The organism is Pedococcus sp. P2_A3, assembly GCF_056405035.1.
Map to the genome: position 1 here is coordinate 21,536 of NZ_JBFUCW010000019.1, position 18,462 is coordinate 39,997.

Annotated in this window: 18 protein-coding genes; 6 read left to right on the plus strand and 12 right to left on the minus strand. The window is 71.7% G+C overall.

Features of this window, described 5'->3' with window-relative positions; translation table 11 throughout:
• Positions 1-65: 65 nt before the first annotated feature.
• From infB to rimP, 4 genes are all read right to left on the minus strand, one after another.
• Positions 66-2,984 (minus strand): translation initiation factor IF-2, encoded by a 2,919-nt coding sequence (infB, locus tag AC1DX8_RS15215; RefSeq protein ID WP_477630777.1) that lies wholly within the window; start codon positions 2,982-2,984, stop codon positions 66-68.
• A gap of 187 nt (positions 2,985-3,171) precedes the next feature.
• Positions 3,172-3,513 (minus strand): YlxR family protein, encoded by a 342-nt coding sequence (locus AC1DX8_RS15220; RefSeq protein WP_477630778.1) that lies wholly within the window; start codon positions 3,511-3,513, stop codon positions 3,172-3,174.
• 11 nt (positions 3,514-3,524) lie between these two features.
• The gene (gene nusA / locus AC1DX8_RS15225; RefSeq protein ID WP_477630779.1) at positions 3,525-4,643 is read right to left on the minus strand and encodes a transcription termination factor NusA; all 1,119 of its coding nucleotides are present in this window, start codon (positions 4,641-4,643) and stop codon (positions 3,525-3,527) included.
• A gap of 1 nt (position 4,644) precedes the next feature.
• Complete coding sequence (rimP, locus tag AC1DX8_RS15230; protein WP_477630780.1) at positions 4,645-5,331, minus strand: ribosome maturation factor RimP; 687 nt, start codon at positions 5,329-5,331, stop codon at positions 4,645-4,647.
• Positions 5,332-5,432: 101 nt separating this feature from the next.
• Here rimP and AC1DX8_RS15235 point away from each other — a divergent pair, with 101 nt between their 5' ends.
• Both AC1DX8_RS15235 and AC1DX8_RS15240 read left to right on the plus strand, forming a co-directional pair.
• Positions 5,433-6,485 carry a DUF4439 domain-containing protein gene (locus tag AC1DX8_RS15235; RefSeq protein WP_477630781.1) on the plus strand — a complete coding sequence of 351 codons (1,053 nt, stop codon included), beginning with the start codon at positions 5,433-5,435 and terminating at the stop codon, positions 6,483-6,485.
• Positions 6,482-7,423: an aminoglycoside phosphotransferase family protein gene (locus AC1DX8_RS15240; RefSeq protein WP_477630782.1), complete on the plus strand. Its 942-nt coding sequence runs from the start codon at positions 6,482-6,484 to the stop codon at positions 7,421-7,423. The genes AC1DX8_RS15235 and AC1DX8_RS15240 overlap by 4 nt, the downstream gene beginning before the upstream one ends.
• Before the next feature lie 90 nt (positions 7,424-7,513).
• Here AC1DX8_RS15240 and AC1DX8_RS15245 read toward each other — a convergent pair whose 3' ends face one another.
• On the minus strand, positions 7,514-8,233 hold the full coding sequence (locus AC1DX8_RS15245) for a response regulator (RefSeq protein ID WP_477630783.1): 720 nt from the start codon (positions 8,231-8,233) through the stop codon (positions 7,514-7,516).
• On the minus strand, positions 8,226-9,794 hold the full coding sequence (locus AC1DX8_RS15250; RefSeq protein WP_477630784.1) for a sensor histidine kinase: 1,569 nt from the start codon (positions 9,792-9,794) through the stop codon (positions 8,226-8,228). Before AC1DX8_RS15250 ends, AC1DX8_RS15245 begins: the two co-directional genes overlap by 8 nt.
• Before the next feature lie 204 nt (positions 9,795-9,998).
• Here AC1DX8_RS15250 and AC1DX8_RS15255 point away from each other — a divergent pair, with 204 nt between their 5' ends.
• Positions 9,999-11,387, plus strand: a complete 1,389-nt coding sequence (locus AC1DX8_RS15255) for a cation:dicarboxylate symporter family transporter (protein ID WP_477630785.1) — start codon at positions 9,999-10,001, stop codon at positions 11,385-11,387.
• 96 nt (positions 11,388-11,483) lie between these two features.
• Here the strand turns inward: AC1DX8_RS15255 and AC1DX8_RS15260 are convergent, their stop codons facing one another.
• Genes AC1DX8_RS15260 through AC1DX8_RS15270 form a run of 3 tightly spaced genes read right to left on the minus strand, consistent with a single transcriptional unit; the run spans position 11,484 to position 14,628 of the window.
• Positions 11,484-13,058, minus strand: coding sequence for a molybdopterin dinucleotide binding domain-containing protein (locus AC1DX8_RS15260; protein ID WP_477630786.1), 1,575 nt, complete (start codon positions 13,056-13,058; stop codon positions 11,484-11,486).
• The gene (locus AC1DX8_RS15265; protein ID WP_477630787.1) at positions 12,956-13,654 is read right to left on the minus strand and encodes a molybdopterin-dependent oxidoreductase; all 699 of its coding nucleotides are present in this window, start codon (positions 13,652-13,654) and stop codon (positions 12,956-12,958) included. Before AC1DX8_RS15265 ends, AC1DX8_RS15260 begins: the two co-directional genes overlap by 103 nt.
• Entirely contained in the window at positions 13,651-14,628 is a 978-nt protein-coding gene (locus AC1DX8_RS15270; RefSeq protein ID WP_477630788.1) for an alpha/beta fold hydrolase, read from the minus strand. The genes AC1DX8_RS15265 and AC1DX8_RS15270 overlap by 4 nt, the downstream gene beginning before the upstream one ends.
• Before the next feature lie 162 nt (positions 14,629-14,790).
• On the opposite strand from AC1DX8_RS15270, the gene AC1DX8_RS15275 reads away from it, so the two are divergent.
• Positions 14,791-15,360 carry a GNAT family N-acetyltransferase gene (locus AC1DX8_RS15275; RefSeq protein ID WP_477630789.1) on the plus strand — a complete coding sequence of 190 codons (570 nt, stop codon included), beginning with the start codon at positions 14,791-14,793 and terminating at the stop codon, positions 15,358-15,360.
• Between the two features lie 26 nt (positions 15,361-15,386).
• Here AC1DX8_RS15275 and AC1DX8_RS15280 read toward each other — a convergent pair whose 3' ends face one another.
• The 3 genes from AC1DX8_RS15280 to AC1DX8_RS15290 form a co-directional block, all read right to left on the minus strand.
• On the minus strand, positions 15,387-15,992 hold the full coding sequence (locus AC1DX8_RS15280; RefSeq protein ID WP_477630790.1) for a D-Ala-D-Ala carboxypeptidase family metallohydrolase: 606 nt from the start codon (positions 15,990-15,992) through the stop codon (positions 15,387-15,389).
• 2 nt (positions 15,993-15,994) lie between these two features.
• Entirely contained in the window at positions 15,995-16,375 is a 381-nt protein-coding gene (locus AC1DX8_RS15285; protein ID WP_477630791.1) for a hypothetical protein, read from the minus strand.
• A gap of 164 nt (positions 16,376-16,539) precedes the next feature.
• The gene (locus AC1DX8_RS15290) at positions 16,540-17,127 is read right to left on the minus strand and encodes a helix-turn-helix domain-containing protein (protein ID WP_477630792.1); all 588 of its coding nucleotides are present in this window, start codon (positions 17,125-17,127) and stop codon (positions 16,540-16,542) included.
• A 79-nt stretch (positions 17,128-17,206) separates the two neighbouring features.
• Between AC1DX8_RS15290 and AC1DX8_RS15295 the strand changes: the two genes are divergently transcribed.
• A complete protein-coding gene (locus AC1DX8_RS15295) occupies positions 17,207-18,142 on the plus strand; it encodes an NAD(P)/FAD-dependent oxidoreductase (RefSeq protein WP_477630793.1) in 936 nt (311 codons plus the stop codon).
• 69 nt (positions 18,143-18,211) lie between these two features.
• Positions 18,212-18,457 (plus strand): putative antibiotic biosynthesis monooxygenase, encoded by a 246-nt coding sequence (locus AC1DX8_RS15300; protein ID WP_477630794.1) that lies wholly within the window; start codon positions 18,212-18,214, stop codon positions 18,455-18,457.
• Positions 18,458-18,462: the final 5 nt, after the last annotated feature.

Genomic DNA, 18,462 nt, shown 5'->3' on the forward strand with positions numbered 1-18,462 from the left:
GGGTGGTCAGGGGCCGGTGCGGCCGGGGGTGACGTACCGCCACCCCCGGCCCACACGGCATACCGTCAGTCGCGCGGCTTCTCCCGCATCTCGGACGTCGCGATGAGGTCACCGATCTGGAGGTCGTTGAACGACCCCAGGTTGATGCCGCACTCGAAGCCCTCGCGGACCTCGGTGACGTCGTCCTTGAACCGGCGCAGACCGGCGATCTCGATGTTCTCCGCCACGACCACACCGTTGCGGGTGATCCGCGCCCGGGTGCCGCGCTTGATCTCGCCACTGCGGACGATCGATCCGGCGATGTTGCCGAACTTGCTGGAGCGGAAGATCTCGCGGATCTCGGCGGTGCCGAGCTCCACCTCCTCGAACTCCGGCTTGAGCATGCCCTTCAGGGCCGCCTCGATCTCCTCGATGGCCTGGTAGATCACCGAGTAGTAGCGGATCTCGACGCCCTCGCGCTCGGCGTAGTCGGCGTTCTGGCCCTCTGCGCGGACGTTGAACCCGATGATCACCGCACTGGACGCCATGGCCAGGTTGATGTTGTTCATCGTGATCGCACCGACACCACGGTCGATGATCCGCAGGTCGACCTCGTCGCCGACGTCGATCTGCAGCAGCGCGTCCTCGAGGGCTTCGACGGAACCCGACACGTCACCCTTGAGGATGAGGTTGAGGGTCTCGACCTTGCCTGCTGCGAGGGCCTCGGTGAGGTCCTCGAGCGAGATGCGCTTGCGGGCCTTGGCCAGCGAGGCCTGACGGTCCGCCGCCTCGCGGCGCTCGGCGATCTGGCGGGCCGTGCGGTCGTCCGGGGCCACCACGAAGGTGTCACCGGCGCGCGGCACCGAGGACAGGCCCAGCACCTGCACCGGCCGGGACGGACCCGCCTCGGTGAGGTTGTTGCCGTGCTCGTCGAGCATCGCGCGGACGCGGCCGTAGGCCGAACCCGTGACGATCGCGTCACCGACATGCAGCGTGCCGGCCTGCACCAGCACCGTGGCCGTGGCGCCACGGCCACGGTCGAGGTTGGCCTCGATCGCGACACCGCGGGCGTCGCGGTCGGCGTTGGCGCGCAGGTCGAGCGCGGCGTCGGCAGTGAGCAGGACGGCCTCGAGCAGCGCGTCGATGTTCTGGCCGGCCTTGGCCGACACGTCGACGAACATCGTCTCGCCGCCGTACTCCTCGGCCACGAGGTTGTACTCGGTCAGCTGCTGGCGCACCTTGGACGGGTTCGCACCCTCGACGTCGATCTTGTTGACCGCCACGACGATCGGCACGTCCGCAGCCTGGGCGTGGTTGAGCGCCTCGATGGTCTGCGGCATGACGCCGTCGTCGGCCGCGACCACGAGGATCGCGATGTCGGTCACCTTGGCGCCACGGGCACGCATGGCGGTGAACGCCTCGTGACCCGGGGTGTCGATGAAGGTGATCGGACGGTCCACGCCCTCGTGCATCTTGTGCACCTGGTAGGCACCGATGTGCTGGGTGATGCCACCGGACTCGCCACCGGCGACGTCCTCGTTGCGGATCGCGTCGAGCAGTCGCGTCTTACCGTGGTCGACGTGACCCATGACGGTCACGACCGGCGGACGCGCCTCCAGGTCCTCGTCGTCCTCGCCCTCGATGCCCGTCTCCAGGTCGATGTTGAAGGCGTCGAACAGCTCCTTCTCCTCCTCCTCGGGGGAGACGACCTGGATGTCGTAGCCGAGCTCGGCGCCGAGCACCTTGAAGGTGTCCTCGTCGAGGGACTGCGTCGCGGTGGCCATCTCACCGAGGTGGAACAACACGGTCACCAGCGAAGCCGGGTTGGCGTTGATCTTGTCGGCGAAGTCGGTCAGCGACGAGCCGCGACGGACGCGGATCGTGGTCTTGCCGTCACCGCGGGGGACGGTGACGCCACCCAGCGACGGAGCCTGCATCTGCTCGAACTCCTGGCGCTTCGCGCGCTTGGACTTGCGTCCACGCACCGGACGGCCACCACCGCGGCCGAACGCACCCGCGGTCGAGCCGCGACCGGCACCACCACGGAAGCCACCGCCGCCGGGACGACCGGCGAAGCCGCCGCCACCGGCGGGGCCACCGGGACCACCCGGACCGCGACCGCCACCGGCACCGCCGGGGCCACCGGGCCCACGGGCGCCACCACGGGCGGGACGCTCACCGGGACGACCGACCGCACTGCGGTCGGGCATCATGCCGGGGCTGGGACGGGGCCCGCCGGGGCGGGGCCCACCCGGGCCGGCCGTGCCACCGGGGCGCGGGCCGGCAGCACCGGGACGGCTCTGGGGACGAGGCATGCCCTGGCTGGGCGCGAACGGGTTGTTGCCCGGACGGGCTCCCTCACGGCCGCCACCCTCACGGGGGGCACCCTCGCCTCGACCCGACGGGGCGCCTTCGCGAGCCGCGGGGCCTCCATCACGACCGGTGCGCATGCCCTGGCTGGGCGCGAACGGGTTGTTGCCCGGACGCGGCGCGCCGGGACGAGGCGCCGGACCACCGGGACGCGGCGCGTTGCCCGGACGCGGGGACGCCGGCACGCCGGGACCCTGCTGTCCACCGTCGCGCGCGGACTGGACGTCCGCCCGGGCGGCGGGGGCTTCGGKGGCGGCCGGGGCCGCGGGTGCAGCTGCGGCGGGCGCGGCCGGAGCGGCGGCGGCTGGAGCCGGAGCCGGGGTGGGCTCAGCCGCCGGAGCAGCAGGAGCCGAGGGGGCGGCAGCAGGGGCCGCCGCGGGTGCGGTGGGCTCAGCGGTCTTCGCTGCGGTCGGGGCCGCCGGGGCGGACGGACCGGCAGGCTTGGCAGCTGCCTTCTTGGCGGGGGCCTTCTTCAGGTCCTCCGGGAAAGTCTCTGTCGCCTTGCGGACGACGGGTGCCTCAATGGTCGAGCTGGCGGTCTTGACGTACTCGCCGATGCTGTTGAGGTGGGCGATCAGCGTCTTGCTGTCGGTTCCGAGCTCTTTGGCGAGCGCGCTTACACGGACCTTGGCCACGTTTCTCCTGTTCCTGGGTCCGCAGTCAGGTGACAGGCGCGGACCGTCGTTAAAGCTGGTTGGAGCTCATTGCTGAGTTCTCATCGGATGCTCATCAGCGTCAAACCCAATCTCGGTTCGATGGACATAGCAGGTTCCACGGGCGGCGCCTGTGGAACCGGACGGTCCCCTCTGGGTGAGGGGCGGGTCAGCTCGTGGTCTGGTCCAGGCCCTCGACGTATGCCGCGAGCGCTACCGGATCCGGGCCGGCGCTGACACGCAGCGCGCGACCGAACGCCCGACGGCGCAGGGCCTGCTCGAGACAGTCGCCCGTGGGGTGCAGCCAAGCGCCGCGCCCCGGCAGGCGACGCCGCGGGTCGGGGCTCAGCCGGATCACTCCGGCCTCATCCGTCTCCGCGACCACTCGCAGGAGTGCCGACCGGCTATCCGTCCTGCGGCACCCCACACACGTCCGGGTCGGTTGCCCGTGCGGTGTGTGGATGGTCGTGCTCGATGCCGCTGGCCGGAGTCCAGTCCGGTCGGTCGCCACCAGTCTAGCCCCTACTGCCGCTCGGCGGCGTCACCAGCACTGGCGGCCGGGGCCTCGGCAGGCGTGTCGCGCGGGCTGTCGACGGGGGCGGTGTCCGGTCGGATGTCGATCCGCCACCCGGTCAACTTGGCGGCCAGACGGGCGTTCTGGCCCTCCTTGCCGATGGCCAGCGAGAGCTGGTAGTCGGGCACGACGACCCGGGCCGACCGCAGCGTCGGGTCGACGATCGTCACCGACTGCACCCGCGAGGGCGACAACGCGGCAGCCACGAAGGTGCGGGGGTCGTCGGAGTAGTCGACGATGTCGATCTTCTCGCCGTGCAGCTCGGTCATGACGGCCCGCACCCGAGCACCCATCGGGCCGATGCAGGCGCCCTTGGCGTTGAGCCCGGCCACCTTGGAGTGGACCGCGATCTTGGTGCGGTGCCCGGCCTCGCGCGCCAGCGCCGCGATCTCGACCGAGCCGTCGGCGATCTCGGGCACCTCCAGGGCGAAGAGCTTGCGCACCAGGTTGGGGTGGGTGCGGGAGAGCCCGATCTGGGGGCCCTTGGGACCGCGACGCACCGAGACGACGAAGCAGCGGAGCCGCTCGCCGTGGACGTAGCGCTCGCCGGGCACCTGCTCGGCCAGCGGCAGGATGCCCTCGACGGTGCCGAAGTCGACGGTGACGACGCGGGGGTCCGGGCTCTGCTGGATCACCCCGGCGACGACGTCGCCCTCGCGACCCTTGAAGTCACCCATGATGGCGTCGTCCTCGAGGTCGCGCAGCCGCTGCACGATGACCTGCCGTGCGGTGGCAGCGGCGATCCGACCGAATCCGGTCGGGGTGTCGTCGAACTCGGGGCCGTACTCGCGCGGCGCACGCTCTGTCGGCGCGGGAGGCGTGTCGGCGTCCTCGTCGGAGCCCTCGGACGGCACCGCCGCCGGCGGCTCGGGCTGTTTGAGCTCCTCCTTGGCCCAGACCACGACGTGACCGGACTTGCGGTCGAGCTCGACGCGCGCGTTGCGGTAGGCGCCGTCGGTGCGGTGGTAGGCGACGAGGAGGGCCTGCTCGATGGCGGGGATGAGGATGTCGAGGGAGATGTCGCGTTCCCTCTCGAGGGYCCTCAGTGCGGCCAGGTCGATGTCCATGTCAGTGCTCCTCAGCGGGGTCGACGCCACCCTCGGCGGCGTCGTCGTCGTGGTCGTCGTGCTCGTGCTCGTGCTCGTGGTGGTCGTCGTGCTCGTGGTCGTCGTGCTCGTGGTCGTCGTGCTCGTGGTCGTCGTGCTCGTGGTCATCGTCGGCGGGCTCGTCGGCGTGGCCCTCGCCGTGGTCGGACGGCCGCGAGAACTCGACCTGCACCACGGCCCGCGACACGTCGGCATACGCGACGTGGACGGACCGGGCCGGCTCCTTCTTGGTGGCCGGCACCTCGAGGGTGACCCCGTCGTCCCCCGCGGCGGTGATGCGGGCCGTGACCGCATCCCCTTCCACCGGGGTGAGCGTGACCAGGCGCGAGACGTTGCGGCGGAAGTGGCGGGGCTCGGTGAGTGGGCGGTCGATGCCGGGTGACCCGACCTCGAGCGTGTAGGGCTGCTCCCCCATCGCCCCCGTCTCGTCGAGGGCGTCGCTCACTGCGCGGGTGGCGTCGGCCACCTCGTCGAGCGTGAGCGGCGGTGTCACGGAGGTCGTGTCACCGGTGTCCTCGAGGACCCGGTCGATCCAGATGCGGACGAGGCGGCGCTTGCCGGCGGGGGTCACGGCGACGTCCTCGACCAGCAGCCCGAGGTCACGCAGCGGCGCCTCCACGGCGGGACGAATCTGTTCCTTGACGCTCACTGACTCGTCCTCTCTGAAGTTCTCGTGGTGCTGACCCGCCACTCTATCGGCGGCCAGAGTGGGCCGCATGCCCGCACCGTTGGGCATGCCATGATCGGCGCATGCCACCGGTCGACCACGGCGTGCCGCCGCGCCCCACCCGGCGTGGCGTCCTCTCCGTGGGACTCGGCCTCACGCTGGGGTCGGTGGCCTCGATGTCGTTGGCTGCGTGCGGGATCCGGCTCGAGGACGACGCCCCGAGAGTGCCCCTGATCCCGACCCGGGCGCCCATCCCCGGTGAGGCCTTCCTCATCGCGCTGTGGCGGCACTCCGCCACGTTGGCCGACCAGGCCGCCGCCCTCCGGGGCGCGGCCACCGGGCTGCCCGCGCGGCTGGCAACGCTGCACCGGAGCCAGGTGAGCGTCCTGCAGGCCGAGCTGCTCCGGCTCGGGGTCCCGCAGAAGGTGCTCGACGCCACGGCCTCATCCGCCACCTCCACGACCGGCTCATCCACCACCTCTCAGACCACCACCACCGCTGCGCCGCCGACCGCGACCCCACCCTCGGCCGCCTCCGGCACACCCACCTCCGCTGTCGCCGGCCCGAAGCAGCTTGCCGCCGAGGAGGCCAGCGACCTGGGGCCGACCGCGATCGCCTCGCTCGCGAAGGTGCCCGACACGGCGGTCCCGCTGGTCGGCAGCGTCCTGGCCCAGCGCGCCGCTGCGGCGATCCTGCTCGGCGCCCCCGCCACCTGGCCCGAGCCGCCCTGGTCGGCGCCGTCGCTCGCGGCGTCGTACCTCGAGAGCACGCGCGCGGCCGTCTACGCGTTCGAGGTGGTGGCCGCGCAGTCCCCCACCGGCGCCCAGCGCACCCTGGCCCTCGCCACCCTGGCCACCCTCCAGGCACGGGCCAGCGAGCAGGAGTCGCTCGCCGGAACCTCTGCGGGTCCGGCAGCCCTCGGCTACCCGTTGCCGTTCCCCGTCACCACCCCGGCCGCGGCGCGCCAGCTCGGCGCCCAGGTGCTGACCGACCTGCGCGCGTCCGTCGCTCGCGACCTCGGCTCGACGAACGGCGACCTCGGACCGCTCGGGGCCCTCGTGCAGTGGCTCGCCGACACCGAGGTGCTGGGGGCGCGCTGGGGTGTGCAGCTCGCACCGTTCCCCGGGCTCTCGTGACCCGACCGGAGGACGTGGTCGAGCTCGTCCCCGAGGAGTTCCGGACCTTCGTCCACCGCTTCTCGGCCAAGGATGGCGCCGTCGGGGGGCCGTCGGGGTCCGACTGGTCGGCACGGCTGCCCCGGCTCCTGGCCGACGTGCTCGACGACTGGGGCCTGGAGCCGCTCGGCGTCGGCCGCACCGGCTGGACGGCTGTGGTCGTGCCGGTGCGCAGGGAGGGCGAGCAGCTGGCCCTCAAGCTGGTCTGGCCGCACGTGGAAGCGCGGGACGAGGCACTGGTGCTGCGGCACTGGGACGGCCGGGGCGCGGTGCGCCTCGTGGCCGCCGACCCGCGTCGGAGCGCGTTGCTGCTCGAGGCGCTCGACCCTGGTCGCGACCTGCGCTCGGTCGACGTCGACACCGCCTGCACCCTCACCGGGGAGCTGCTGCGCCAGCTGCACGTCCCGGCGCCGCCGGGCCTGCGACGCCTGTCGACCTTCGCCCGAGAGCAGCTCGCGCGCCTGGAGGCGGATGGCGCCCTGCCGCGACGGATGCTGGAACGCACCGTCTCACTCGTGCGCGACCTCACCGCGGACGACCGGTGCGACGCCACCCTCGTGCACACCGACCTCCACTTCCAGAACGTGCTCGCCAGCCTCCCCGGCTCGGGCCGGCCGGAGTGGCTGGCCATCGACCCGCACGCCATGGCCGGGCACCCGGGCTTCGAGATCCAGCCGCTGCTGCGCAACCGCACCGACGAGCTCGGCACCGGCTCGGCGTTCCGCTACCTGGTGCGCCGGCGGCTCGAGGTCTGTTGCGAGGCAGCCGGCATCGACGAGGACGAGGCCCTCGCGTGGACCTACGTCCACACGGCGATGGAGGCCGGGTGGGCAGCCGGAGACGGCGACCGCGACGCGGTGTCGTTCAACATCGCCCTGCTCAAGGCGCTCGACGGCTGACGCCCCGCGTCACTGCCACTCCTGGCCAGAAGTACCGCACCATCCCGGCCGCAACCGCCTTCACTGCCGCATCGGTGGCCAGAAGTGCGGTCACTCCGCCCAGCGGTACTCGACCTCGGGCCGGCCGGCGCCGGCATACCGCTGCGAACGCACCGCGAGACGGCTGTCCGAGAGGTACTCGGCATAGCGGCGCGCGGTCACCCGGCTCACCCCGAGCGCCTCGCCGAGCTCACTCGCGGACAGCCCGCCGTCGCAGTCGCGCAGCGCGCGGGTGACCTTCGCGAGCAGCTCCTCGCCCATCCCCTTGGGCAGGACGGTGGGGGTGCGGCTGCGCACCCCGGCCACGACCTGGTCGACCTCGGCCTGGGTGGACAGCTCCAAGGTGGCGCCGAGCTGGGCGCGATAGGCGCGGTAGGCCTCCAGCCGGTCGCGCAGGGTGGCGAAGACGAACGGCTTCAGGAGGTACTGCACGACCCCCAGCGACACCGCGGCGCGCACCACCTCGAGGTCACGGGCCGACGTGACGGCGATGACGTCGGCTCGGTGCCCACCGGCCCGCATGGCGCGGATGACGTCGAGCCCGTGCCGGTCGGGCAGGTTCATGTCGAGGAGCACGACGTCGACCTCGGTGGACTGGAGGGCGCGCAGCGCCTGCTGGCTGGTCGCGGCCGTCGCCGCGACGGCGAACCCCGGCACCCGCCCCACGTATGCCGCGTGGGCCTCGAGCGCCACCGGCTCGTCCTCGACCACGAGGACCCGGAAGGTCGTCTTCGAGGAGCCGTCATTGGCCCCGGGCGCGGTGTCAGGCATGCGTCCTCGCCTTCACCGGGAGCCGGACGGTGAACCGGGCACCCGGCGGACCGGACACCTCGAGGTCTCCCCCGAGACGGGCCACCGACTGCGCCACCAGCGCCAGCCCGATGCCCCGCCGGCCCGCGCTCCCCTGCTCCTTGGTCGAGAACCCCCGACGGAACGCCTGGTCGACGGCGTCGGGCGGCAGCCCCGGCCCGGAGTCGGCGACGCTGAGCACGACGTGGTCGCCGTCGACGTGCGACGAGACCTCCACGCGACGCTCACCCGACTGCGGGGTCACCGCGTCGAAGGCGTTGTCGATGAGGTTGCCGACGATCGTCACGACGTCGCGCACCGGCGTGGTGTCCGGGGGCCACGCGGCATCGTCAGCGATCCGGAAGTCGATGCCGCGCTCGGCTGCCTGGGCCGCCTTGCCGAGCAGCAGGGCGGTCAGGGCCGGTTCGCCGACCGAGCCCACCACGCTGTCGGTCAGCCGCTGGGAGACCTGCAGCTCGTCGGTGGCGAAGGCCAGCGCGCGCTCGGGGTGGCCCAGCTCGATGAGCGACACGATGGCGTGCAGGCGGTTCGACGACTCGTGGGCCTGCGACCGCAGCGCCTCGGCGAGCCCGCGCGCGGAGTCGAGCTCACCCGTGAGGTGCTCGAGGTCGGTGCGGTCGCGGACCGTCGCCACGAACCCGAGGGCCCGCCCGTTCCACTGCGCGCGCGCCTTGTTCAGCACGAGCACCCGCGCCGCGGTGACGTGCAGCTCGTCCTCGCGGGGCGCCCCGTCGGTGAGGGCTGCCACGAGCGGTGCGGAGAGCCCGAGCTCGGCCACGAGCCGACCCCGCGCGTCGGCGGGCAGCCCCAGCAGCCGCACCGCCTCGTCGTTCGCGAGCCGCAGCCGGCCGTCGAGGTCGGTGAGGAGCAGGCCCTCGGTCACGGCGTGCAGCACCGCGTCGTAGTACTCGACCATCTCGCGCAGCTGGCGCTCCCCGAGGCCGTGCGTCTGGCGGCGGATGCGGCGGCTGACCAGAGCCGTGCCGGCGCCGGACAGCAGCGCAGCGGCGAGACCGGCGAGCAGGAGTGCCGGGAGCTGGCTCCGGAGCCGCTCGCTCACCGCGGACTTCCGGATCCCGACGGCGACGAGGCCGACGACCGAGTGCGCGTCGTCCGTGACCGGCACGACGACCCGGCGCGATGCGCCCAGGGTGCCGGTGTAGTCCTCGACCACCGTGCCACCCGCCTGGGCGGCGGCGATGTGCCCGAGGAACTGGCCACCGATCTGCCTGCGGTCTGGGTGGGTGTAGCGGACCCCCGTCGGGCTCATGATGACGACGAAGTCGGTGCGCGTCTCCTTCCGGACGTCCTCCGCGAACTCCTGCAGTGCCGGCTGGGAGCCTCCAGCCCGCACGCCTGCGACCACCGAGGGGGTGCTCGCGACGGTTTCGGCGACCGCGGTGGCCCGCGCCGTCGCCTCCTGGGTGCCGGCCCGCTGGGCCTGGGCGTACGCAGCGGCAGTGCCCACCCCGACCACCAGGAGGGCGACCAGGACCTGCAGCGCGAAGGTCTGCGCTGCCACGCTCCACCGCCCCGGTGCGGTGAGCCACCGAGGTGCGCTCACCGGCATACCGGGGCAAACTGCACGCCGGCCCCTCGCACGAGGTCAGGTCGCGCGCAGAACTCAATGAACACAATCGTGACCCTAGTCACTCCGGGGCCCACCCTCGTCCTTGTTCACCTGTCCCGGGCCTGCGCCCCGGACCCGATCCCCTTGGAGAGCACCGTGAGCAGCAGCGCCGACACCGTCGTCGACCGCCCCGCACCGAAGCGGGACCGCACGCACTACCTCTACATCGCCGTCATCGTGGCGATGGTCCTCGGCATCATCGTCGGGTTCGCCTTCCCCGAGTTCGGGGTCAAGCTCAAGTGGCTGGGCACCGGCTTCGTCAACCTCATCAAGATGATGATCACGCCGATCATCTTCTGCACCATCGTGCTCGGCATCGGTTCGGTCCGGAAGGCCACCCAGGTCGGCAAGGTCGGCGGCCTCGCGCTCGGCTACTTCCTCACCATGTCGACCTTCGCCCTCGCGATCGGGCTGGTCGTCGGCAACCTCGTCAAGCCCGGTGCGGGGCTGCACCTCACCAAGGAGCTCGCAGCCACCGGCCAGAAGCAGGTCGGCGAGGCACACACGACCACCGTGGACTTCATCCTGGGGCTCATTCCCGACACCCTCGTCTCGTCGCTGACGTCGGGCTCGGTGCTGCAGGCCCTGCTGGTGGCCCTGCTCGTGGGCTTCGCGCTCCAGAAGATGGGTCGTGCGGGTGAGCCGATCCTGGTGGGGATCAAGCACTTCGAGCGGCTCGTCTTCCGGCTGATGGCGATGATCATGTATGTCGCGCCGATCGGTGCGTTCGGAGCGATGGCCGCCGTCGTGGGCGCCACCGGGCTCGACGCCCTGAAGAGCCTGGCCCAGGTGATGATCGCGTTCTACATCACCTGCGCGCTCTTCGTCTTCGTCGTCCTCGGCACGATCCTCAAGCTCTTCACCGGGATCAACGTCTTCTCGCTGCTGAGGTACCTCGGCCGCGAGTTCCTCCTGATCCTCTCGACCTCCTCGTCGGAGTCCGCTCTGCCGCGCCTCATCGCCAAGATGGAGCACGCCGGGGTCTCGCGGCCGGTGGTCGGCATCACCGTCCCGACGGGCTACTCCTTCAACCTCGACGGCACGGCGATCTACCTGACGATGGCGTCGCTGTTCATCGCCGACGCCATGGACAAGCCGTTCTCGATCGGACAGCAGATCTCGTTGCTGGTGTTCATGATCATCGCCTCGAAGGGTGCGGCGGGCGTGACCGGCGCCGGGCTCGCGACGCTGGCCGGTGGGCTCCAGTCACACCGTCCCGACCTGGTCGACGGCGTCGGGTTCATCGTCGGCATCGACCGGATGATGAGCGAGGCCCGCGCGCTGACCAACTTCGCCGGCAACTCGATCGCGACCGTCCTGATCGGTCACTGGGTGGGTGAGCTCGACCGGCCACGGCTCGACGCGGTGCTGGCCGGTGACCTGCCGTTCGACGAGGCGAGCATGGTCGACGACGACCACCAGCTCGACCGCGTGCGGGACCCCGAGCTCGTCGCGGACGGCGAGCAGGTGAGGGCCAGCCGCTGATCGACCGCCCGCTCACCGGCGGAGCCCGGCCCCACCCTCGTGGTGGAGCCGGGCTCCGCCGCTGCCCGGCTGTGCGCAGCGGCCCCGCGCACCGGCTCAGGCAGGGGTGACCCTGACGGGGATGCCGTTGAGGACCGCGGTCCCCGTCAGGGCGTCGACGAGCAGGTCGTCGGCGAGGACGTTGCTGTTGACGCCCGCGTGGGCCGACGCGACCTCGGTGCGGGCGCCGGGGCTGGAGTGCCCCCACCCGTGCGGGATGCTCACGACCCCGGGGCGGACCGCCTCGGTCACCTCGACGGGGACCGTCACGGCGCCCACCCGCGACCGCACCACGGCCTCTCCCCCGTCGCGCAGGCCGAGCCGGGCAGCGTCGTCGGGGTGCACCTGGGCGGTGCACGTGTTGGAGCCGCGCACCAGTGGAGCGAGGTTGTGCATCCACGAGTTGTTGGAGCTCAGCTGACGCCGGCCGATGAGCACCAGCTCATCGGGCGCGGCCAGGGGGCGCTCGAGGGCAGCCACCAGTCGTGGCACGTCCCGCGTGAGCGGTTCGGGGGTGAGCTCGATGCGCCCGCTCGCGGTCCGCAGCAGCGCGGGGACTCGGGGGGTCAGCGGTCCGAGGTCAACACCGTGGGGGGCGGCTTCGAGGTCGGCCAGGGTGAGGTCGTGGGGCCCGGCCCGGAGCATGAGGTCGAGCAGTCGCGCCGGTCCACGCCGGTCCCCGGCCACCGCCACGTCCAGGCCGTACCTCGTGGCGGTCTGGGTCGCCATCAGGTCGTCGAGCGCCTCGAGATCAGCCTGCGGCCCCTGCCCGGCCGCGATGCCGGCCAGCCGGAGCATCGTCTGCCACTCCTGCGGCGCACCGGTCGGCAGCGCAGCCGGGCTCCAGTTGGCCATGTTGCGCACGGACAGCTGGGTGAAGGTGACGTCGTAGTGGTCACGTTCCAACGGGGTCGGTCCCGGGAGGATGACGTCGGCGTGCTCGCTGGTCTCGTTGAGGTAGACGTCGAGCGACACCATGAGGTCGAGGGTCTGGACCGCCTCGCGGAGCCGGTCGGCGTTGGGCGTGCTCAGGCAGGGGTTGCCACCCACCACCACCAGCGCACGCACCTGGCCCGGACCGGGGGTGAGGATCTCGTCGGCGAGGGTGGCCACCGGGAGCTCCCCCATGACCTCGGGCAGCCCACGCACCCGGCTGTGCCACCTGCCGTGCCGCCACCCCTTGCTCGGCGAGCTGCCTTGACGCGCAACGCTGTTCGCCTGACCCGCAGCAGCGAAGGGGAACATCGCCCCGCCCGCACGGTCGAGGTTGCCGGTGATGACGTTGAGGACGTCGACCAGCCAGCTGGAGAGGGTGCCGAACTCCTGGGTCGTCGTGCCGATCCGTCCATAGACGGCCGCACGGTCGGCACCGGCCAGCTCCCGCGCCATCCGCTCGATCTCGGTCGCGGCGATCCCTGTGTGCGGCGACACCGCTTCGGGGCCGAAGGGCGACGCCAACGCGGCCAGGGCGTCGAACCCGCTGACGTGGTCGGCGAGGTGGCCGAGATCGGCCAGGCCCTCGCGCAGGATCACCTCGACGAGCGCGAAGAGGAGCAGGGCGTCGGTCCCCGGCCTGATGGCGTGGTGCTCGTCGGCCACCTCTGCGGTGCGGGTGCGGCGTGGGTCGACCACGACGACCTTGCCCCGCGCTCGCGGATCGCCTTCAGCCGGCCGCGGGCATCGGGAACGGTCATCAGGGATCCGTTGGACACCAACGGGTTTGCGCCGAGCAGCAGCAAGTGCTGGGTGCGGTCGAGGTCGGGCACCGGGATGCTCAACGGGTCGCCGAAGAGGTAGCCCGACGAGTAGTGCTTGGGCAGCTGGTCGACGCTCCCGGCCGTGTAGATGTTGGGCGTGCCCACGGCCTTGTAGAACGCCCGACCGTAGAGCGTGACGCCGAGGTTGTGGGACGACGGGTTGCCCAGGTAGAACGCGACGGACTCGCGGCCGTGCTCGGCGAGCAGCGGCACGAGTCGACGGTCGATCTCCGCGAAGGCCTCGTCCCAGGTGGCCTCGTGCCACCGACCGTCGCGCTTCACCATCGGCTGGCGCAGGCGGTCGGGGTCGTCGTGCAAGGCCTTGAGGGAGGCGCCCTTCGGACAGATGAACCCGTGGGAGAACGCGTCGTCGTCGTCGCAGCGCACGGACGTCACCGTGTCACCGTCGAACGTCACCGCGAGGCCGCAGGTGGCCTCGCACAGCGGACAGGTCAGGTATGCCGTGCTCATGGTGAGTGCGTCGACGTCGCCGTGGGGGCGAGCTGGTGCGCCTCGAGCCACGGGCTGACCGTGGCCAGCACCTGGTCGGGCACCTCGAGCTGGGGGGTGTGGCCGACGCCGGGCAGCACGTGCGTCTCCCAACCCGGGTTCTGCCCCGCGACCGCGCGAGCGGCAGCGACCGACACCAGCCTGTCGCGTTCGCCGTGCACGAGGAGCACCGGACTGTCGATGCTGCGCATCAGCGACTGGTAGCGACGGGGGTTGGCCAGCAACCGCATCAGGGACCGGGCGGCACCGAGGAACGCCGCCTCCTGCCCCGGGATGCCACGACGGTGGGCAGCCAGCACCACGCCGGCGTCGACGACGTCGGGGTCCGCGCGCCGCGGGTCGGCGAAGCAGAGGTTGACGACGCCCTGGACCCGTTGGCGGTCGGTGGTCCGCTTGGTCATCAGGGCCAGGTAGCGCTCCCCCACGAACGGCGTCGCGTAGACGAGGAAGGTTGCGCTCACCGCCAGGTCGGGTCGCTGCCGTGGCACCGGGATCGACGGGTCGATGAGGACGAGGCCGGCGACCAGCTCCGGGTGGGCTGCCGCGAGCAGGATCGAGACCATGCCGCCCATCGAGTTGCCGACGAGCACCACCGGCGCCCCCACGACCTCCCTGATGAATCGCGCGACGAGGTCTGCGTTGGCCTGCACCGACGCCGTCCGGGCGGTGCCCGGCGTGAGCCCGAAGCCGGCCTGGTCGACGGCATACACGTGGTGGCGCTTCGAGAGCTCGGGCGCGAGCCCGACCCAGTTGAGGTGCGACCCGCCCAGCCCGTGCACCATCACGACGGGCAGCCCCTGCGCCTGGTCGGCAGGGTCCGGTCCGCCGTAGTCCACCCAGTGCACCGGGCCGCCCAGGTCACTGACCCACCCCGTGCCGCCCCAGGGCCCGGCCAGCTGGAGTGGTGCGGGTCGCGCGCCGTGCGCTGTAGTCACTGTCCACCCATCTTCCGGGTCGTCGAGGTCCGTCTCTCGCCCTTCCCGGAGACGGGGAAACACGGCAAGGTGTCCACGGCCGACAGTAGGACGCGCACGGAACCCGGACAAGACCGGGCCCCGACGGTGCACGACGGTGCACGACGGGAAGGTGGGACACAGGTGACCGAGGTGACCCGGCTGCATACCGAGCGGTTGGTGCTGCGTGAGTGGCGGGACGCGGACCGCGGACCCTTCGCGGCGCTCAACGACGACCCGGCCGTGATGGAGCACTTCCCCTCGCACCTGACCCGCGAGGCGAGCGACGCGATGGTCGACCGCATCACGATGTTCCTCGCCGACCACGGGTGGGGGCTCTGGGCGGTCGAGGTGGCCGACACCGGCGAGTTCGTCGGCTTCACGGGGTTGTCGGTGCCCCGGTTCCAAGCGCCCTTCACGCCGTGCGTCGAGGTGGGCTGGCGACTGGCGCGCTCGGCCTGGGGGCACGGCTACGCGACGGAGGCCGCTCGAGCGTCGGTGGCGCACGGCTTCGGACCGCTCGGCATGGACGAGATCGTCGCCATGGTGGTGCCCGCCAACCACCGGTCACAGGGGGTCATGCGCAAGCTGGGGATGACCCGAGACGAGGACGCGGACTTCGACCACCCCCTCGTCCCCGAGGGGAGTCCGGTCAGGCGGCACCGGCTGTACCGGCTCCGCCGCGCGGAGTGGGAGCCACCGTCGTCCCGGTGACTCCCTGCCCCCGCCGGCGAGCTCGGTCAGGTGGCGTACTTCCAGGTCGTGGGTGCGGTCGGCTTGCCCCCGGTGAGGTTGTGGCCGCCCTTGTCACGCGAGTCCACGTGGACGACGCGGCCGGTGCTCTGCTGGAAGCCGAGTCCGGCGAACAACGCGAACTGCTTCTTCTGGCTCAGCGAGGCGAGGCCCTGGATGTCCGACGCGGTGCCGAACATGTGCTGGCTCGATGTCGCTCCGCCGACTGCGGCGTTGTGGCGCTTGCAGCGGCACCCGGAGACGATCCGCACCGGCGCGTTGATCTTGGTGCGGTAGGCCTCGAGGCGGCGCACGTGGTCGCGCAGCACCCAGATCCGTTTGCACTCCGGGAACTTGCCTCCGTCGTTGCAGCGGAACTCGACGAAGGAGAAGTTCGGGCTCATGGTCGGCTGCCCCTTGCGCTGCCTGGCGAACGAGAGAGTCAGGGCGGCAGAGGTGTTCGGCCCGACCACCCCGTCGATCTTGAGTGCGTTGCCGAGGTTCCACCCGGTCTGGAAACCGCGCGCGGCGGTCACGAAGTCGCGCTTGGCGTTGTCGAACCCGATGGCGAGCAGCATCGGTGTCGCCTGGGCCCTGGTCAGGACGGCAGCCATGGCTAGTCTCCGTCCTGTCCCGGCTTCGGGTCGTCGAGGGAGTCGAAGCCCTCGAAACCGAGCTCCTCCACCCCGAACCCGGTCTGGTCGACGTCATCGGTGTCGACACCGGACGTGAGCCCGTCGAGCTCGGCGTCGGGGGCGTCGGGCACATCGCCCGGCCCCGCGGCAGCTTCGGCCGCCGCCTGCTCGTCGGGCGTGGCCGCAACCAGGACCTGGTCGAGCACGTCGTCCGGAGCGACCCCGTCGTTGTCCGGGTGGACGTCCTGCAAGTCGGCGCCGGTGACGAAACCGTCCTCGTCGTCAGTGGTGATCACCGGCAGCTGCCGCGAGTCGGTGACGGGGTCCGGTGGGCCCACCGTGAACTTCTCGAGCTGTGTCACTGCATCCTCCCTGGGTAGGAGGGTCTCCCTGCACGGCCCTTCATGGCGCATTCACGCTACGCGCCCTTGGCGGGCGCAAACTCCCGCAAACGCATGAGAGGGCGCCCGCGAGCAGACCAGGTCGGCGGTGGCCGGACCTCAGCAGGGGCGGTAGGCAGAGCGGCTCACTCCTTGGCGGAGCGCGCCTTGGCGTGGACCCGTTCGCCTTGGGGCCCGAACAGGCTGAGCACCTCGGCCGTGCCACTGCCGTCACTGCCGAACCAGTGCGGCACCCGGGTGTCGAACTCGGCCACCTCACCCGGGCCCAGGACGAGGTCGTGGTCGCCCAGGACGAGCCGCATGCGGCCGGAGAGCACGAAGAGCCACTCGTACCCGTCATGGGCCTTGGGCTGGGGTGTGCTGTTGCTGACCGGCACGATGATCTTCCACGCCTGCACCCCGCCAGGCTGACGGGTCAACGGCAGCACGGTCCGCCCGTTGCGCTTGCTCGCCTTCAGGCGCACCCGAGGGTCGCCCACCTCCGGGGCGCCCACGAGGTCGTCCAACGGCACCCGGTAGGCCTGGGCCAGCGGCAACAACAGCTCCAGACTGGCGCGGCGCTGTCCCGTCTCCAGCCGCGACAGCGTGCTCTTGGAGATGCCGGTGGTCTCGGCGAGCGCGGTGAGGGTCACTCCCCGATGGGCGCGCAGCTGCTTGAGCCGGGGTCCCACCTGGTCGAGAGCCTTCGCGATGGTGGTGGAGGTGTCGTCCATTCCGACATTCTGACCCAATCCTTCCCAGAAACAGCAACAGCTGTTGCCACTGGTTCGGTTCGAGGATCATCCTCGGCTCATGAACTCCTGCGACGTCCTCATCGTCGGCGGCGGGGCCGCCGGCCTCTCCGCCGCCCTGGTCCTGGGCCGCGCCCGCCGAGACGTCGTGGTCGCCGACTCCGGCGCACCGCGCAACGCACCCGCCGCCCACATGCAGGGGTTCCTCTCACGCGACGGTATGCCGCCTGCGGACCTCCTCGCGGCAGGTCGCGCCGAGGTCACGGGATACGGCGTGACCCTGGTCGCCGGGACCGTCACCGACCTCGTCCACTGTGGTCCCAAGGGATTCCAGGCCATCCTCGACGACGGCCAACGAGTCAGGGCCCGCAAGGTCCTGGTCACGACCGGCCTGCGCGACGAGCTTCCCGACGTCCCCGGGTTGGCCGAACGCTGGGCCAAGGACGTCCTACACTGCCCGTACTGCCACGGCTGGGAGGTCCGGGACCAGCAGCTGGGGGTGCTCTGGAACGGCCCCGACAGTGTCCGCTACGCCCAGATCGTGCGGCAGTGGACCCACGACCTCGTCCTGTTCACGCCGACCGCCACGCTCACCCCCGCTGACCGCTCACAGCTCGTCGCGCGCGCAGTCGGGGTCGTGGAGGGCGCCGTGGAGCAGCTCGTGGTGCAGGACGACCACCTGACCGCGCTCCTGATGGACGACGGCCGGTGCATCCCGAGACAGGCCCTGTTCGTCCCCCCGCGCTTCGTGCCCAACCACGACGTGCTGAAGGGCGTCGGCTGCGACCTCGACGAGCAGGGCTGGGTCGTCACCGGTCCGAACGGGACCACCAGCGTCCCCGGCCTGTGGGTCGCCGGCAACGTCACCAACCCCCGCGCGCAGGTCATCACCGCTGCCGGTGAGGGCTCGGCCGCAGCCATCGCCATCAACGCCGACCTCGTCGGCGACGACGTGCGCACGGCCGTCACGTACTTCAACGCAGGCTTCCCGGCGTAGGGGTCGCGCCTGCGACCACCACGCTGACCGAAGATCCGCCCACCTCTCCACGACACAAGGAGCTCCACCATGCCCACCGCCCCCCAGCGACCCAGTCCCCCGAGCAAGCACCAGCTGGCCCTGATGATCTGGCTCTGCGTCTTCCCGACGCTCACCGTCATCAACCTGGCCCTGGCCGACTGGCTCCGACCCCTCAACCCCGTCCTGCGCACGTTCGTCCTCGCCACCATCGCCGTGCCGATCGTCATCTACGGGCTCATGCCCCAGCTGCACAAGGTGCGCGCCCGCGCGGCCACTCGCTCCGCCGCACGCTGAGTCGC